This window comes from Gemmatimonadota bacterium (assembly GCA_030747075.1).
GTDB lineage: Bacteria > ARS69 > ARS69 > ARS69 > ARS69 > ARS69.
Genome location: JASLLL010000003.1, coordinates 13,180 through 28,479, shown reverse-complemented (window position 1 = coordinate 28,479; position 15,300 = coordinate 13,180). Strand labels below are relative to the sequence as shown.

Below are 15,300 nucleotides of genomic sequence, written 5' to 3'. Positions count from 1 at the left end.
GCGCGAAGGGGTCTCACCGACAGATTCGGAGGACTTCACACAGGCGCTGAGTGTAGAAATGCCTTCGCTACCTGTCAAGATCGGCTCTCGGGGTGGTTCGCAGGAGCTTTTGCACCTCTTCCTCCTTGGGAAGGCCCATTCGTCCGCCTGCCACGCGGCACTTCAGCGCCGCGACGGCCGCCCCCGCAATCAACGAATCCTCCCACGGGAGCCCGCGCAGAAGCCCCCACGCGGTCCCTGCGTGGAAGGCATCGCCCGCCCCCGTGGTGTCCACGGCCCGCACTTCGAAAGCAGGCACCCGAAGCACCTCCGGACTTCCCTTGCGGGCAGCCACCACTCCCTTCGCACCCCGCGTGACGGCCGCGTGAGACGGCCCTCTCGCGAGAAGGCACGCAAGAGCCGCCTCCGTTTCCCCCGCCCCGGAGAGCGCGTCGGCAAACGGCTCGGACACGATCGCGTAGTCCGAAACTCCCACGAACTCGCGCCAGTCCTCACGCAGCGTCCCCGCATCGAGAAGAACGTGCGCACCCGCCGCTCGGGCGTTCTTTGCCAGTTCCACCGACTCTGCCCCCATCCATGTGTCCAGAAGAAGAAGGTGCGGGGCCGGATCCGGCAGGTCGGGCACCGCGGGAAAGCGCGGCCGCGCACCCGTGGAGGAGAAGATCGTCCGGCTGCCGTTCGCCCGATCCACCAGGATGACCGAGACGACCGACTCGTGGGTTTCGTCCACCACCATCCCGGAAACCTCCACCCCTTCGCGAGCCAGCTCCTCAATCTGCGCCTGCCCCGCCGCATCCCCCCCGACCGCTCCGGCGAAAGAGACCCGCATCCCCAGGCGCGAGAGCGCCACGGCGGCATTCGCGGCCGGCCCCCCTCCTTGACGGACGATTCGGTCCAGTGAGAGTTTGCAGTCTCGGGGGATCGGGAAGTCGGTGGGCACCAGAAGATCCGACGCCACGAGTCCCACGCACAACACCCGCGCTTCCCCGTCACGCGGGGGAAGATCCGGAAGGCTGGTTTTCTCTGAACTCACGACTTGCCCCCTCCTGTTCGTCCGGAGCCCTCCCCGGAATGCTGGCCGCGATGGTCTCCGCGCGGGAGGTCGTTTCGGCCAACTCCCGAACGCTCCCACCCGAGGCTGCGGTCCTGGCCGTCCTTGCGTGGTGCGTCTTCGGCACGCTCGTCGGAGTGCTGGCTGCGCGAGTCGCGAACCGGCTCCCCCTTCGGCATGCCAACGCTCCGATGGCCTACCTTGCCACGGGGGCTCTCTATTGGCACCCGATTGCCGCCGTTGTCGGGGCCGCGTTCCTGGCCATCGCCCGGGCCGCGCGCCGCCGTGTACTCCCCGGACGAACCCGCCTCGATTTCCTGCTGGTGCTTGCTGTTCCCCTGGCGGTGGCAGCCACTTCCCCGGACCCCTCGCGCAACCTGCCGCCGGGCACCGTCACGGCCTCCGCCGCAAGGCCCGCCACGACACCCCATGCGCGTGCGGTCCCGGTGACGCTGGCAATCCATGTGCACCCCACTTCGCCGCCCCCCGACGCAGGGCATCTTCCGCTTCGGGCGCTGGCCGCATCCGGCACCGGGCGCCGCGCCGCGCTGGCAACCGGTCGCGTCCCTTCGCGCACGCGAGTCGGGGCGGAAACGCCACGCCGGTTTCTCGGGGGTGGGCTCACCTCCATCCCGCACCGCCCCGGGCCGCGCCTCCTGTCTCTCCTGCTTCCAGCCGGAACGCCCGGCGAAGGCCCGTTCCGCCCCGTCGGCACGCTGAGCGATTTCTGCGCCAGCGCGGGAATCCCCGTGCTCACCGAACCGCCCTCCCACGACGACCCGCCGCTCTTCCTTCGACTCCTGCCCGGCGGACACTTCCCCTCTCCCGGCGGCGGGGGGACGCCCGCTCAGGGCGTGCGAATCGACATCTCTCTGAAGACGAACGGCGGGGGCGTCTTCTTCTCGGGTTCCGGAATCCGTGCCGACATTGCGCCCGCACCGTGCACGCTCATGGATGTGACGGCCACCGCCCTCCATCTCCTCGGGATTGCACTCCCGCGAAACCTCGACGGACGGGTTCTTGTCGAAGTGCTGGAGGCCGCATCGGGACTCGCCCGTCCCGTCCGCTACGACTCCCGCCTCCCGGCCTCCTCCCGGGACCCGGTCAGCCTTCTCACCACATCCAGATAACCCGCGCACTCCTTCTCCCACGAATGGGCCTCATAGATCTTCCCGCCGCGTTCCACCATATGCTGCCGCAGGTTCGCGTCGCCCAGCGCGTTCCCCACAACCCGGACCATGTCCTCCAGTGATCCCGGGTCGAAGAAGAGAAGGTCCTCCTCGCCAAACAGATCCTGGATCGCGGGGGATCTGGAAACAGCCACGGGTCGCCCGGTCCCCAGGTATTCGAAGAGACGCGTCGGCAACGCCAGATCGCTGAACGCCCCGCCTCGATTCGGTACGATGCCCAGATCGCATCCCGCCACCTCGGCCGGAATGTCCTCCAGCGGAACCGGGCCGCGAACTTCTACCCATTCGCGGCGCCCTTCCTGAGCGACCATCTCCCGAATGACGGGCAGATAGTCTCCGTCGCCCAGAATGGTGAAGCGCACGGCCAGCCCACCTTTCCTGACGCGCTCCGCCGCAAGAACCGCAAGATCGACCCCGCTTCGCCGGGTCACGGTTCCATGAAACAGGAGCCGCGCCTCTCCGACCGCTTCCGGGCGTGGGGGGGCCGCCTCAAAGAGCCCGGGATCCGGCGAGTTCAACACCACGCGAATCCGGTCCGCCGGCCGCCCCCTTTCCAGCAGACGACGCCGAAACGCCCCGGTGGCCGCCAGCACGGCATCCGCAAAGGCCACCGACGCGCCCTCGATGCGCGTCAGGAGACGAATGAGCAACGAGTCCCGGCCAAGGCCGAACTTCGACTCGTAAAGCTCCGGCACCGGATCGTGGAGGTCGAGAAGCACCGGAACCCCCGCGAACCAGGGGACGAGGGTCGCGAAAACAAGGAAGTCGGGCATATTGTGCACCTGCACGAGCCGGTAGCGCTGTGCGCCGTAAAGCGCACCCACAGCGAGGCTTCCGACCCCACAGATCATGCAGTACTCAAAGGCGTACCGAAGCAATCCCCCGCGCCGTCTGCGAAGCGGCAGGCGAAGATAGCGCACCCCCGCCACCCTCTCCTGCCACCGCTGCCCCCGATCCCGCAGGCAGAGGACATCCACACGATACCCGGCGGCCACCAGCCCTTCCGCCTCCCGGCGCACGCGCGGGTCCGCCGGGCAATAGCTGTGTACCAGCATGAGAACCCGAGGGAGGCTCATCGAGAGCCCTCCGCCACGGCCCCGGGCGAGAGGTGCGTGAGAAGCAGTTCGACGAACGCGGGTTCTCCGCGCAATGGATCCAGCGCGACTTCACGCCGGATTCTACCCGGGTCGGACATTCCCGCCTCCAGCGCGCGGCCAAGGAGTTCGAGGGCTCTCTGCGCATCATCCGATTGCGCGGTCAGCCTCGCCGCAAGATACCGCCCGTCCGCATGATCTTCGTAGAGCGCGAAGAGCGTCTCCAGCGTTCTCATGGCATCGGCATCTCGACCGGCCGCCTCCTGCATCTTCGCCAGCTCGTAGTGGATGACCCGGGAACGCGGCCGGGCATTCGCTGCCGCCGCCAGGAGAGTGCACGCGCGATCCAACTCCCCGGTCTCGGCCCGCGCCCGCCCTTCCCGGAGAAGCGCCGCCCCGTTTCCCGGCCCGATGAAGAGCTGGACCGCCAGCGCTCCGCCCACAAGCAGCATCAGGCCCGCCATCAATGCGCCGCGAACATCTACCGAACGCGTTGAGCGCATGACCCTCTCCCTTCCCTTGACGCGTGCAGGCCGGATGATACGCTCCGACACACGATTCCGAAACTTGGAAGGGGCGCTCCCTTGAGGCTCTGTCTGTCTCTCTCTGTCGTGCTCGCGCTGGCTTCATCGGCTCCTGCCGAGACGCCTTCCCCCGACGCCCTTCCCCGGGTCGAGGCGGTCGTTCGCGTGGAGAAGTTCGGCACTTTCGTCCTGCGGTTCCACGCGGCCATCGCACCCAACCAGACGGCGAACTTCCTGCGGCTTGCCGATGAAGGATTCTTCGACGGCCTCCCATTCCATCGGGTGGTCCCGCGATTCCTGGTTCAGACCGGCAATCCGGATTTCCGCGAGGGTGGCGGCGACGGGACCGGCGGCCCGGGCTACTTCCTGCCTCCTGAACCGAATGACATTCCACACACGCGGGGAGCCGTCGCCATGGCCCGCCGGGATGGCAAGGACGGCACGGCGGGGAGCCAGTGGTTTGTCTGCCTGCTGGACAATCCCGGACTGGACGACCGATCCACCGTCTTCGCCTGGGTCGCCGAGGGAATGGACACGCTCGACCGCGTGGCGCAGGTGTCTACGGATCGGAAGCGCGTACCGCTGAAACCGGTTCGCGTCCTGAGCGTGGATCTGCGGGAGATCCCTCCGCAAACCCCGTGAGTGACGAGCGCGCCGCCTCAGGTTCGGGAGGGCTGCGGGCCGTCGAGGCTTGCGAGTGCGTCCTCCAGCAAATAGTAGCTCTCGAAGACCGTCAGAAGCTTCGTCACCATGAGAATGGCCTTCACGCGCTCGTTGATGTTCAGGAAGACCACGCGCGCATCCGCGTTCCGCATGCTGGTGTATGCGGAGATGAGGATGCCCACGCCTGAGCTGTTCATCCAGGGGACATCGCTCAGGTCGATCACGAGCTTCTTCACTCCCTCTTCGACCAGACCGGACACGGCCTCCCGGAAACGATCCGAATCCGGCCCGCCCAGTACCTTCCCGGAAATGTGCAGGACGACGGTGTCTCCCCGATCGCTGCGCTTGATCTTCACGAAACCTCTCCCTTCGGGCCTGGCCTCTCGGCGCCCCCTTCAAGACTCTCGCGAACGCCCCGTCGGGGTCGCGGGTCCGCAGTCTATCCGCCCCGTCGTCCGGCGTCACGCGAAAGGCGGCGAGAACCACGCTTCCCCCCCCCCCGGCATCGCCTCCAGCCGAAACCGGCTTGACGCGTGAGGGCCAAATCCCTACCCTGCGTGTCGATCTGCTGGGGAGTCGTCGAATTGGTAAGACGCCTGACTCTGGATCAGGAAGCTGGAGGTTCGAGTCCTCCCTCCCCAGCCAGAAGTCCGGCACACGCGGATCTTGCAACACGGGGCCATCGTCTAGGGGTTAGGACGGGGGATTCTCAGTCCTCAAACCGGGGTTCGATTCCCCGTGGCCCTGCCAAGCAGCCCGGGGCGGAAGCAAGCGCTTCTCCCCGGGCTTACTCTTGCGCAGTCCTCTCAGGCCCGGCCTCCAGCATCTCTCGCGCCCGACGGAGATTCCGCCGCGCGCCCGGGTCATCCGGCGAGAGCTGGACCGCGCGCTCGAAGGCCACCGCCGCTTCCTCCAGCAGCCCCTCTCCGGCAAGGATCGCGCCCCGCGTCATCCATGCATCGAAGAGGGCCGGGTTCCGTCGCAGCGCTTCCGTGGCCGCCGCCAATGCCTCCCTCCGGCGCCCCAGGGCCAGCAGGCTCACCGCCCTGTTCTGGTAAGCGCCCGGGATCTCGGGAGCCTGCTCGATGGCGGCATCGGTCATCGCCAGCGCCTCCTCGTGATCTCCCGCGCCCTCCAGCGCCGCCCCCACGGCCAGGAGGCGAAGCGCCGGATCCGCACGCACCCCGGGATCGCGCAGCCCCGCCGCCAGCACCACCGAGACCACGAGCGCGGGAAGTGCCAGCGGCCTCCACTTTCGGAGCCGCGCAAGATCCAGGATCCGGCAAACACCCACCGCGCCGAGAACCGCCCCCGGCACCGCCAGAGGAAGTCGATAGCGGGAGTTCACGAAGAACACGAGGAGACTGATCGCATAGACCAGCGCAAAGGCCAGCAGCAGAAGGTGCGACTCCTTGCGGCGCCGGACCGCAACGACCGCCCCCGCCAGCGCGGCCGCCATCCCGATCGCCCAGGGTGCCGGAATCCACCTCAGCACGACGGACCTCTCCCGCATGAACTCCAGGTCCAGATTGTCGCCGATCTCCCGCGCATTGAAGAGGAGCGCCACTTTGCGCACCACCAACCGCGCCGCCCCCGCCGGATCGTTGCGCACTCGTGACACCGCAAGGTCCCGGTGGTACCGAGACGCCTCCGCCAGCGAAACACGCCTCCCGAGGGCCTGCTCCGCCTCGCGCTGGTACGACCCTCCGGGCCCAAAGTCCGTGGGGCCTCGCAGCCCGGCACGCCCGCCCACAGAACCCTCTTCGAATGAAGTCGCCAGAATCATCCCGCCGTTGACTGTCATCGGCGTCCACTCGCCACTTGTGACTCCGTTCCGAAGGAGCACCGGGAGAAGCATCACGCAGACTCCCGCGCCGAACAGCACCCCGGACCGCCATCCCCTCCGCCACAGCAGAAGGAGCGCCCCCACGGGCGCGAAAAGAAGCACATTCGACCGCGCAAGGCCCAAGAGCCCCAGTGCCAGCCCGGCCCAGACGCTGTACCGCAACGCCCCCCGTGGTTCCTCCCACGCCTCCACCAGAAGGCGCAGGAAGAGCGCCGTACCAAACAGCGTGATCGATGTGTAAAGGAGTCGTCCTTCGAAGAAGAGAGCCGCCGGAAGCACGGCCAGCGCCAGACCCGCCATCAGTGCTGCCCGGCGCGATGCGACCCGCCCCGCGAGGCTTGCCACAAGAACCGCCGTCCCGCAGCCCAGCAGGGTCTGGACCCACCGAATGACCTCTGCGGAAGGACCGGCCACCGCGAAGATCAGCCCGAGAAGCGTCGGGTAGAGCGGCGCAAACCACAGCGGCTCCGCCCCGAAGCCGTAATCTCCGGAGGCGAACTGCTGCCCGAGGCGGAAGTACAATCGCTCGTCGATGGCCAACAGGGAGAACAGGGAATCGCCGCCCGTTTCCATGCGGAAGAGAAGGCGCGCCACGACGGCGACCCCCAACACAAGCAGCAATTCCCGGGCATGACGAATGCGACGGCGCAACGCAGACTCCCCCGGGCAATGACTGTGCGGCCTGCGCTAGCTTCGGGCCTTCACCGAAGCCCTCCGGTCCGTGTCTGACCCCCGCACATCCATCCGCACCCTGAGGTTCTCCCGGGTGACGGGCGGGGACACGGTCGAGATCGCCACAGAACCCGGTGACCCCGTGACCGCGTGCGCGCGAGGCGCGTCGAACTGCGCAGTCTCCCCCTGTGAAAGATGGAGCACTTCCTCATCCACTTTCACCTGCAGAGTCCCGACCGCGCAATAGATCTCTTCGTTCCCGTCGTGGGAACGGAAGTCCGCTTGCTCTTCCGGAGTGGTCGCCCGGAAGGTGTATGCGCGCACGGCCGTGGCCTCTGTCGAGTGCAGCCTCCTCACCGTACTTCCCGGATAGGTCTCCGGATCCAGTTCCCGGGTCCCCTCATCGATCTCCGACTCCACCGCCATGGTCAACTGCCGCAACAGTTCCAGCTTCTCCGAATGAGAGAGCGTGTCGTCCGCCAGATCCGGCTTTCGGCTGTCTCCCAGCAGGACTTCGATGTCCACGCTCAGCACACGAGCGAACCGTCTGGCCACAGGCAGGCTGGGAATGCGAAGACCCGACTCAATCTGACTGATGTACGCCGGTGCCACGCCCACTTGCCGGGAGAGTTCCGCCTGCGTCAGTCGCCTGAGCTTCCGGTAGTACCGCAACTTGGATCCGAAGACTTCCATGGACCGTTCCCTTCTCGGTTCCGGCCCGCAGGGGAACGGGCACCAGAATAAACCTGCATCCTGGGGGGAGCAGTCTATGGTCCGGGGGACGACCATCAGGACGACGCACTTTCCGGGGGGCGGAAACGCGCGGCAAGAGTCAAGTATACTCGGCTTTGCTCAATCTCTGCAAGCCCTGCCGCATCAGGACTCGTCTGCCCGGGGGGGGTGGGCGGTTCCGAACGCGCACAGGCGGGAAACCGAGCGCTCCTTTCCGAGGAGCGTGATCGACTCGAACATCCCGGGACTCTGGCGCTTCCCGGAAACAGCAAGGCGCGCCGGGCCGACAATGTCGCGCAACTTCAGCTCCGACTCTTCCGCAAAGTCCCGGAAGGCGGTCTCCACACCGGCGTCATTCCACGGCTCCACTGCATCCAGTCGCCTTGCCAGCGCGCAAAGATCCGTGTGAACCGCGCGCTTCACCAGCACGCCTTCGATATCTTCAGCGCTCGGGGTAATGCTCTCCTCAAAGAAAAACCCGGCATAGTCCAGAAACATGGGCACCGTTTTCATTCGATCTCCGACCAGTGCCGCCAGTTCCCGGGCGCGCGCAGGACTCACCTCCTGCCCCATCTCCCTCAACCCGCGCGACTGGAGGAATGCGTGGACCAGCTCCCCCCGCTGCTCGTCGGGGAGATCCGCCAGATAGCGACCGTTCATCCACTCCAGCTTTGCGGGGTCGAAAGTCGCGGCGGTGCGTGCCACACGATCCAGACTGAACGCACCCACCAGTTCTTCCAGCGTGAAGAACTCGCGATCGTCACCGGCTCCCCACCCGAGGAGCGCCAGATAGTTCACCAGCGCTTCAGGCACAATCCCGGCGGCGAGAAAGTGCTGCACGGAGACGGAGCCGTGCCGCTTCGAAAGGCGCGTCTTGTCCGGACCGAGAATCATGGATACATGGCCGAACTGCGGGACCGCGTAACCGAGGGCCCGGTAGAGCAGGATCTGCCGCGGAGTATTCGACAGGTGGTCCTCGCCGCGCAGGACCGGATCGATCCGCATGGCGGCATCATCCACGACCACGGCGAAGTTGTAGGACGCCCGTCCGTCCGACTTCACAATCACGAAGTCGCCCAGATCCTCATTTCGAAAGCGCACCTCTCCGCGCACGAGGTCGTGGACCACCGTCTCCCCCGGTTCCACTCGGAATACGACGGCAAAGGGTTCGCCCGCATCCATTCTCCGGGCCTCCTCGTCCCGATCCAGCTCCGTATACCGCGCCTCCGCCTCTGCACTCTCGCCGCGTTCACGCGCCTGGCGCACCAGCGCCCGTTCCTCTTCGGTCTGGAATGACCGATACGCCTTCCCATCTGCAAGAAGCCGCTCCGCAGCCGCCCGGTACAGCTCCAGTCGCTCCGACTGGAAGTACGGGCCACACTCCCCTCCGCAGCCCGGGCCCTCGTCCCAGGAGAGGCCCAGCGCCTCCAGATCGCGGATAATCGAAGCGGCGGACTCTCCGGTGGAGCGCTCTGCGTCGGTGTCCTCGATGCGCAGAACGAAGCTCCCGCCCTTCGCCCGCGCATACAGCCAGTTGAAGAGAGCGGTCCGGGCGCCGCCCACATGGAGCGATCCGGTCGGACTCGGGGCGAATCGGACGCGCGGGGAGGAACCCATCGGACACTCCGGCGTGAAAAGGGGAATGCTGAGTCGGCCGAGGCACGCTATCAGGGTCCCACTTGCCGCGTCAAGAAAGCGGCACGGACCGGTCGGTCGCCTTTCTCGCTGGCCCCGCCCGAATGATGCGACTACAGTTTTGCTCCGGCCTCCAGGCGACCCGAAACTCACCTGACCCCGCTCAAGGAGTCCCGCCGTGTATCCAGTACACTTCCCGCGACGCACCACCTTTGTCGCCGCGCTGGCCTTGCTTCTCCCCTCGGCTTCCCGGGCCACGGACCTTGCCCCGAAAGCGGAGGACCAGCTCTGGCTCCACCGCAATCTGGGCGCAGTCCACTTCGTGAACGACAGTTGGCCCGAAGCTTCCCGCGAACTCTCCGCCGCATTTCGTCTGGCCCCCCGAAGTGCGGGTGATGCACGGAATGCGGGAGTCGCCCATCTTCTCGCCGGAGATCTGGAGAAAGCCCGCGCCGCGCTCGACACGGCACGCAGGCGGAACCCGTCGGATCCGGCGGTACTCTACGCGTGGGGGATCCTCGAAAAGCGCGCCGCCAACGCGGACGCCGCCCGCGCGGCACTTCTCGCATGCCGGGAGCACGGCGGCACCGCACCGGAGCTGGCCTACAACCTCGGCATTCTGGCGGTGCGTGCCCGCGACAGCGAGACCGCGCTGGCGGAGTTTGAGCGAGTGCTGGCCATCGGCCCCGATCTCGCACCCCGTCATCACGCTTCCGCGCTCTATCGGGCCGCCCGCACGCTCATCCAGCTGGGCCGCCGCGCCGAGGGCACGGAGTACCTCCGCGAGTACAAGGCTCTCGTGAAGGCGGGAAAGGGAGCCCAGTTGTCGGAAGAAGACCTCGAAGGCGGCGAGCTGATGGAACTCGCCGACTTTGACCGCCCTGCCGATGTCCGGGCGGCCGGCCCCCTCCCTGTGTTTCGTACGACCGATCTCCCGGGTGGTCCCATCACCTGGGCGGAGTGCGCGGATCTCGACGAAGACGGCGACCGGGACTTTCTCCTCGGAGATGGAAACGCGCTGCACGACCTCCGGACGGACGCGGACGGGGCACGCACCGATGTCACCGGAAGCCGCGGCCTTGCCGGTCTCACCGGCGTGACGCACGCCCGGGCGCTGGACATGGACAATGACGGTACGGTGGACCTCCTTCGCTGCGGGGCGGATGGAATCCACCTTCACCCTGGAGTGTCCGGCGCATGGGAAGTGTCGCAACCGGTCTTCCCCGATGAAGCCCGCAGCTTCTGTCCGGTGGACTTCGATCATGACGGCGACATCGATCTCCTGGCATGCACCCCCGGCGGCCTCCGCCTTCTGCGGAACCACGGAGACCGCACATTCTCGGACGCCACCGCGGAGTCCGGCCTTTCCGGCGCCGGGGCGGTTTCGCTGGGCCTTTCCGGCGACCTCGACGACGACATGGATGTGGACCTTCTCCTCCTGACGGAAGACGGCCGGGCACTTCCGGCTGAGAGCCTTCGCGGGGGAGTCTTCCGCCTCCACTCCGCCCTGGACGCACTTCCTTCCGGCGCCGTGGACCTCCTTCTCGGCGACTTTGACTCCGACGGAGATCTCGACATCGCAGCCGCCGGACCCGACGGCGTCCATCTTGCTTCCAACGAAGGCGCGCTTCGGTTTGCCCCGACCGCCGCTCCGGCGCTCTCCGGCCGCGTCACTCGCCCGGTGGCGGGGGGGCGTTCGCTCTGGTCCGCCGACTTCGACAACGACGGCCGTCTGGATCTCCTGGCCGCGTCGGCGACCGGTGCGGCACTCGCCCTCAACGAGGGAGGGTTTGCGTTTGTGAACGCGACGGCGGCGCTGGCCACCCTTTCCACCCCTGCGATTCGCCCCGTCGCGCCGGTCCTTGCCGACAGTGACGGGCGGATGGATCTCATCATTGCGGGTCCCACCGCCCGTCTCGCCACGCACATCGGGGAGGTCGGCGGATGGGTCGTGCTGGAACCCGTGGGCGTGAAGAACAACCTCGACGGGCTGGGCACCCAGTTTGAACTTCTCGCGGGCTCCCGCTACGCACGCCGCGAGGGGAAAGGCGGCCCCGTTCACTTCGGTCTCGGACCTCAGCCCCGCGTCGACGCCATCCGCGTACGATGGCCCAACGGCATTCTTCAGGGCGTGACCGATGCCACACCCGGAACGCTCACGACCGTGGAGGAGAAGGCCGGTCTCGTCGGTTCGTGCCCATTCCTCTACACCTTCGACGGCCACCGCCTCGTCTACATCACCGACATCCTTTCCGTCACGCCGCTGGGCCTTCCGATTGCGCCCGGCTTCTATGTCCCGCCCGACTGGGACGAAGCCATCCGTGTCACCTCCCGACAGCTGCAGCCGGACGCCGACGGCTACCTCGTGGCGCAGGTTACCGAAGAGCTCCGCGAGGTCACCTATCTCGACCGCGTTCAGCTCTACGCCATCGACCACCCGGAACACACCGAGGCGCAACCCAACGAGAAGTTCAAGTTCCCGCCCTTCCCCGAGTTCGGCGTGCACCTGCTGGACGAACACGCACGCCCGCCCGCCACGGCCATCGATCACGAAGGCCGCCCGGTCACCGAACGCCTCCTGGAGGTTGACGACCTGGTTGTCGGCGATCTCCCGCTCACGCAGTATCAGGGCATTACGAAGATGCACGCGCTGGAACTCGACTTCGGCGAAGTCCCCCCCGATGCGCCGCTCACGCTCCACCTCACGGGCTGGTTCTTCTGGACGAACGCGTCGATCAACATCGCGATTTCGCAGGACCCCCGGCACGACTTCATCCCGCCGTCGATCCTGGTCGACGACGGGAAGGGAGGCTGGTCGGAACTTCCGATTGAAGTGGGTTTCCCCGCCGGGAAGATGAAGTCGATTCCCGTCGACCTCACCGGCGCCTTCCCCCACGGCCGCGCACGCCTTCGCATTTCCACCACGCTGCGCATTTACTGGGACCGCGCGCGGCTCCAGGTGGGGGCGCCTTCCGCGCAACCGGTCGTTCGCGTCCTCTCCCCCGACTCCGCCCACCTGCATTATCGCGGCTTCTCGGAACCCATCTTCTCGGCGTCTGGTGAGGAGCCCGAACGATTCGAATACGATGAACTTCGCGCCACCGACCCACCGTGGGACCCGCACGCCGGGCTGTATACGAAGTACGGCGATGTCACCCCGCTGGTCCTCGACCCGGAGGACATGTTCGTCATCATGGCCACCGGCGATGAATGCACGCTCAAGTGGCGGGCCGATCGCCTGCCACCCCTGGCGCCCGGTCTGCAGCGCACTTACCTCTTCCTCTTCGAGGGGTGGGCGAAGGATGGAGACCCGAACACCTCCCTGGCGCAGCATGTCCGGCCTCTGCCGTTTCACGCCATGTCCGGGTATCCATACGGTGCCCAGGAGCATTACCCGGACGACCCTCTCCACCGCGCCTACCAGGCTGAATGGAATACGCGACGCGCAAGCCGTGTCACACGGGACTTTGTCGCCGATGCGGCGCGCGCTCCCGGGACGACAGGCAGCCGGTGAGCGGATTCCCGCTCGTGTTGGGCCACCGGGGCGCGAAGGCCTGCGCCCCGGAGAACACTCCGCGGGGCTTCCTCCGTGCCATCGAAGACGGGGCCGATGGCGTCGAGTTCGATGTACGGTGCTCCCGTGACCGCGTCCCCGTCCTGCTCCACGACGCGACGCTTCTTCGAACGGCCCACCGCGCTGCCCGTCTCTCTCAGTTGGACGCTGCGGAAAGCCGACTCCCCCGCCTTTCGGCCATCCTCGACGAGTTCGCGCGCGTCCTCTATCTGAACGCCGAGGTCAAGGAACCGATGCCCGCCGCGGCATGGGAGGTGCTCGCCGCGAAACTCCCCTGCCCGGAAGGCCCCGGCGCCCTAGTGTCCTCGTTCTCGCAGCGCGCACTTCGCGAGGCCCGCCTTCACGCGCCCTCGATCCCCCGGGGCCTCCTTCTCGGCCCCGCTGACACGCTCCCCCAACCCGCGCTCGTGGATGAGCTTGGCCTTTCGGTGCTGGTGCTTCACGACTCGCTGATTCACGGCCCCGCTGTCGTGGAGTCCTGCCGGTCGCTCGGCACGCGGCTCTGGTGCTATGTCGTCAATGAGCCGGAGCGTGCCCGGCGCCTCGGGGAATGGGGTGTCGAGGCGGTGATCTCCGACGACCCCGGCATGATCCTCCGCTCCCGCCGCTAGCCGAAGCGAACCCGCTCTTTCGGGTACTCGTACCGGCCGCCACGACCTCGCCGCACCAGTGCCAGCCCCAGTGACATCGGCCCGATCCTGCCGAGGAACATCGTCACGATGATGATCACCCGCCCCCACGGTCCAAGTGAAGCCGTGATCCCCCGCGACAACCCGACCGTTCCGAACGCCGAAACCGATTCGAACAGCGTGTCCTCAAACGAAAACGGTTCCACCGCGGCCAGAAGGATCGCCGATCCCCCCGTCAGCGCCGCCCCGAGGACGATGATTCCCATCGCACGCGAGACATCGCCGGGGTCCAGTGTCCGCCGGAAGATCTCCACCCGCCGCCGTCCGCGCAGGGCTGAACGAAGCGCCGCCAGAAAGACTCCCAGCGTCACCGTCTTGACGCCGCCACCGGTAGACGCCGGGGAGGCTCCCACAAACATCAGGAAGAGAAGAACCATCGTCCCGGCGTGCGTCATGGACGACACATCCACCGTGTTGAAGCCCGCCGTTCGTGCCGTCACCGAAAGGAACACCGCCTCCACGACGCGAGCCCCGGGCGCAAGACCCTCCCCGGTGCCGTCCCCCTCCAACAGCCAGAGGATCGCCGCGCCTCCGAGGAGCAGCACCAGAGAGACGCTCACCGAAAGGCGCGTTCCAAGCGCATAGCCCGACTCCTCCCGCTTCGCGCGAAGCCGCCCGAGCAGATCCTGCAGCACGAAGAACCCCAGCCCTCCGGCCAGCACCAGGATCGAGATCACCCCGTAAGTCCAGGTGTCTCCCGCGAAGCGTTCCATGTTCTGCGAGAAGAGGGAGAAGCCCGCGTTGCAGAACGCGCTGACGCCATGAAAGAGCGCGGTGAACAGCCGCTCTCCCCGATCGGGGAACGCCTCCGCCCAGTGGATGTAGAGCGCGGCGGTTCCCGCGGCCTCCAGCAACAGCGTGAATCCCGCGATCGCGACGAGAGTCCGCCCCACGGTCGCCAGGCTCTCCGCGCCCAGGACATTTCGCAGGAGTTCCCGCTCACGCAATCCGAGACGGCGCCCGAGGGCCGCGGCGAAGAGCGTGGTGAAGGTCATGAGGCCCAACCCGCCCACCTGAATGAGGACGAGCAGCACGCCCTGCCCGAATCCGGAAAGGTCCGTGCCCGGATCGATCACCGTAAGTCCCGTCACGCAGGTTGCGGAAGTTGCGGTGAAGAGCGCCGTCAGGAAGTCCAGTCGCTCACCGCTGGCCGCCCCGGGTAGCGAGAGGGCAGCGGTGCCGAGCGCGATCATCCCGAGGAATCCGGAGACCAAAGCGCGCGCCGGTCTGACCCGGGCGACCGCCAGGACTGCGGTCAATCGATTCAGTCGAAAAACCAGCGAGAGCACCAGAAAGCCACGGAGGAGGAACGCATCCCATGCACGCGGCGGTCCCCATGGCCCCCACACGACCAGAAGGAACACGCCTCCCGCGATCAGCGTGGGCCAGTCTCCACCGGAAGCTGTGGGCTTCCCTCGCCGCAGACCGCGACAAAGGAGCGGTTGTATCGCGAGGCACAAGGCGAGCCACAAGAACATCCCGGCGGCGGGAGCGCCCGCCCCGCCTCCAGCAGGAAGGCCCGCCTCCAGGAGGACGCCCCCGGCTCCGACGAGTGCGGCCACCGCGCCAAACGACTCCAGGCCCGCAGCGAGCTTCCAGGCAGCCGCTCTGGTGCTCAATGTCCCTCCCG

The 15,300-nt window shown here is 67.2% G+C and carries 12 protein-coding genes and 2 tRNA genes; 6 read left to right on the top strand and 8 right to left on the bottom strand.

The window, feature by feature from the left end:
* Nucleotides 1–67: 67 nt before the first annotated feature.
* Nucleotides 68–1,033 carry a PfkB family carbohydrate kinase gene (locus tag QF819_01490; protein MDP6801840.1) on the bottom strand — a complete coding sequence of 322 codons (966 nt, stop codon included), beginning with the start codon at nucleotides 1,031–1,033 and terminating at the stop codon, nucleotides 68–70.
* A gap of 38 nt (nucleotides 1,034–1,071) precedes the next feature.
* Between QF819_01490 and QF819_01485 the strand changes: the two genes are divergently transcribed.
* Nucleotides 1,072–2,181, top strand: coding sequence for a hypothetical protein (locus tag QF819_01485; GenBank protein ID MDP6801839.1), 1,110 nt, complete (start codon nucleotides 1,072–1,074; stop codon nucleotides 2,179–2,181).
* On the opposite strand, the gene QF819_01480 is transcribed toward QF819_01485, so the two are convergent.
* Together QF819_01480 and QF819_01475 are read right to left on the bottom strand one after the other, a co-directional pair.
* Nucleotides 2,118–3,317 carry a glycosyltransferase family 4 protein gene (locus QF819_01480; GenBank protein MDP6801838.1) on the bottom strand — a complete coding sequence of 400 codons (1,200 nt, stop codon included), beginning with the start codon at nucleotides 3,315–3,317 and terminating at the stop codon, nucleotides 2,118–2,120. The two genes, QF819_01485 and QF819_01480, sit on opposite strands and share 64 nt — an antisense overlap.
* Nucleotides 3,314–3,838, bottom strand: a complete 525-nt coding sequence (locus QF819_01475; GenBank protein ID MDP6801837.1) for a hypothetical protein — start codon at nucleotides 3,836–3,838, stop codon at nucleotides 3,314–3,316. Before QF819_01475 ends, QF819_01480 begins: the two co-directional genes overlap by 4 nt.
* 81 nt (nucleotides 3,839–3,919) lie before the next feature.
* Here QF819_01475 and QF819_01470 point away from each other — a divergent pair, with 81 nt between their 5' ends.
* Complete coding sequence (locus QF819_01470) at nucleotides 3,920–4,501, top strand: peptidylprolyl isomerase (GenBank protein MDP6801836.1); 582 nt, start codon at nucleotides 3,920–3,922, stop codon at nucleotides 4,499–4,501.
* A gap of 17 nt (nucleotides 4,502–4,518) precedes the next feature.
* Here QF819_01470 and QF819_01465 read toward each other — a convergent pair whose 3' ends face one another.
* Nucleotides 4,519–4,878 (bottom strand): STAS domain-containing protein, encoded by a 360-nt coding sequence (locus QF819_01465; GenBank protein MDP6801835.1) that lies wholly within the window; start codon nucleotides 4,876–4,878, stop codon nucleotides 4,519–4,521.
* Nucleotides 4,879–5,091: 213 nt separating this feature from the next.
* On the opposite strand from QF819_01465, the gene QF819_01460 reads away from it, so the two are divergent.
* A tRNA-Gln gene (locus QF819_01460) sits at nucleotides 5,092–5,167 on the top strand.
* Nucleotides 5,168–5,197: 30 nt separating this feature from the next.
* A tRNA-Glu gene (locus QF819_01455) sits at nucleotides 5,198–5,272 on the top strand.
* A gap of 37 nt (nucleotides 5,273–5,309) precedes the next feature.
* Here the strand turns inward: QF819_01455 and QF819_01450 are convergent.
* From QF819_01450 to gltX, 3 genes are all read right to left on the bottom strand, one after another.
* Nucleotides 5,310–7,019, bottom strand: a complete 1,710-nt coding sequence (locus tag QF819_01450; GenBank protein MDP6801834.1) for a glycosyltransferase family 39 protein — start codon at nucleotides 7,017–7,019, stop codon at nucleotides 5,310–5,312.
* Nucleotides 7,020–7,055: 36 nt separating this feature from the next.
* Nucleotides 7,056–7,733, bottom strand: coding sequence for an XRE family transcriptional regulator (locus tag QF819_01445; GenBank protein ID MDP6801833.1), 678 nt, complete (start codon nucleotides 7,731–7,733; stop codon nucleotides 7,056–7,058).
* Nucleotides 7,734–7,916: 183 nt separating this feature from the next.
* Nucleotides 7,917–9,389, bottom strand: coding sequence for a glutamate--tRNA ligase (gene gltX / locus QF819_01440; protein MDP6801832.1), 1,473 nt, complete (start codon nucleotides 9,387–9,389; stop codon nucleotides 7,917–7,919).
* A gap of 196 nt (nucleotides 9,390–9,585) precedes the next feature.
* Between gltX and QF819_01435 the strand changes: the two genes are divergently transcribed.
* Both QF819_01435 and QF819_01430 read left to right on the top strand, forming a co-directional pair.
* On the top strand, nucleotides 9,586–12,921 hold the full coding sequence (locus QF819_01435; protein ID MDP6801831.1) for an FG-GAP-like repeat-containing protein: 3,336 nt from the start codon (nucleotides 9,586–9,588) through the stop codon (nucleotides 12,919–12,921).
* Nucleotides 12,918–13,592, top strand: coding sequence for a glycerophosphodiester phosphodiesterase (locus QF819_01430; protein MDP6801830.1), 675 nt, complete (start codon nucleotides 12,918–12,920; stop codon nucleotides 13,590–13,592). The genes QF819_01435 and QF819_01430 overlap by 4 nt, the downstream gene beginning before the upstream one ends.
* Here the strand turns inward: QF819_01430 and QF819_01425 are convergent.
* Complete coding sequence (locus QF819_01425; GenBank protein ID MDP6801829.1) at nucleotides 13,589–15,289, bottom strand: potassium transporter TrkG; 1,701 nt, start codon at nucleotides 15,287–15,289, stop codon at nucleotides 13,589–13,591. The two genes, QF819_01430 and QF819_01425, sit on opposite strands and share 4 nt — an antisense overlap.
* Nucleotides 15,290–15,300 lie beyond the last annotated feature (11 nt).

What these genes read in the sequence shown, in the direction of transcription:
- QF819_01485 (MDP6801839.1), top strand. Translation starts at nt 1,072, where the DNA reads ATGCTGGCCGCGATGGTCTCCGCGCGGGAGGTCGTTTCGGCCAACTCC.
- QF819_01480 (MDP6801838.1), bottom strand. Translation starts at nt 3,317, where the DNA reads ATGAGCCTCCCTCGGGTTCTCATGCTGGTACACAGCTATTGCCCGGCG.
- QF819_01475 (MDP6801837.1), bottom strand. Translation starts at nt 3,838, where the DNA reads ATGCGCTCAACGCGTTCGGTAGATGTTCGCGGCGCATTGATGGCGGGC.
- QF819_01445 (MDP6801833.1), bottom strand. Translation starts at nt 7,733, where the DNA reads ATGGAAGTCTTCGGATCCAAGTTGCGGTACTACCGGAAGCTCAGGCGA.
- gltX (MDP6801832.1), bottom strand. Translation starts at nt 9,389, where the DNA reads ATGGGTTCCTCCCCGCGCGTCCGATTCGCCCCGAGTCCGACCGGATCG.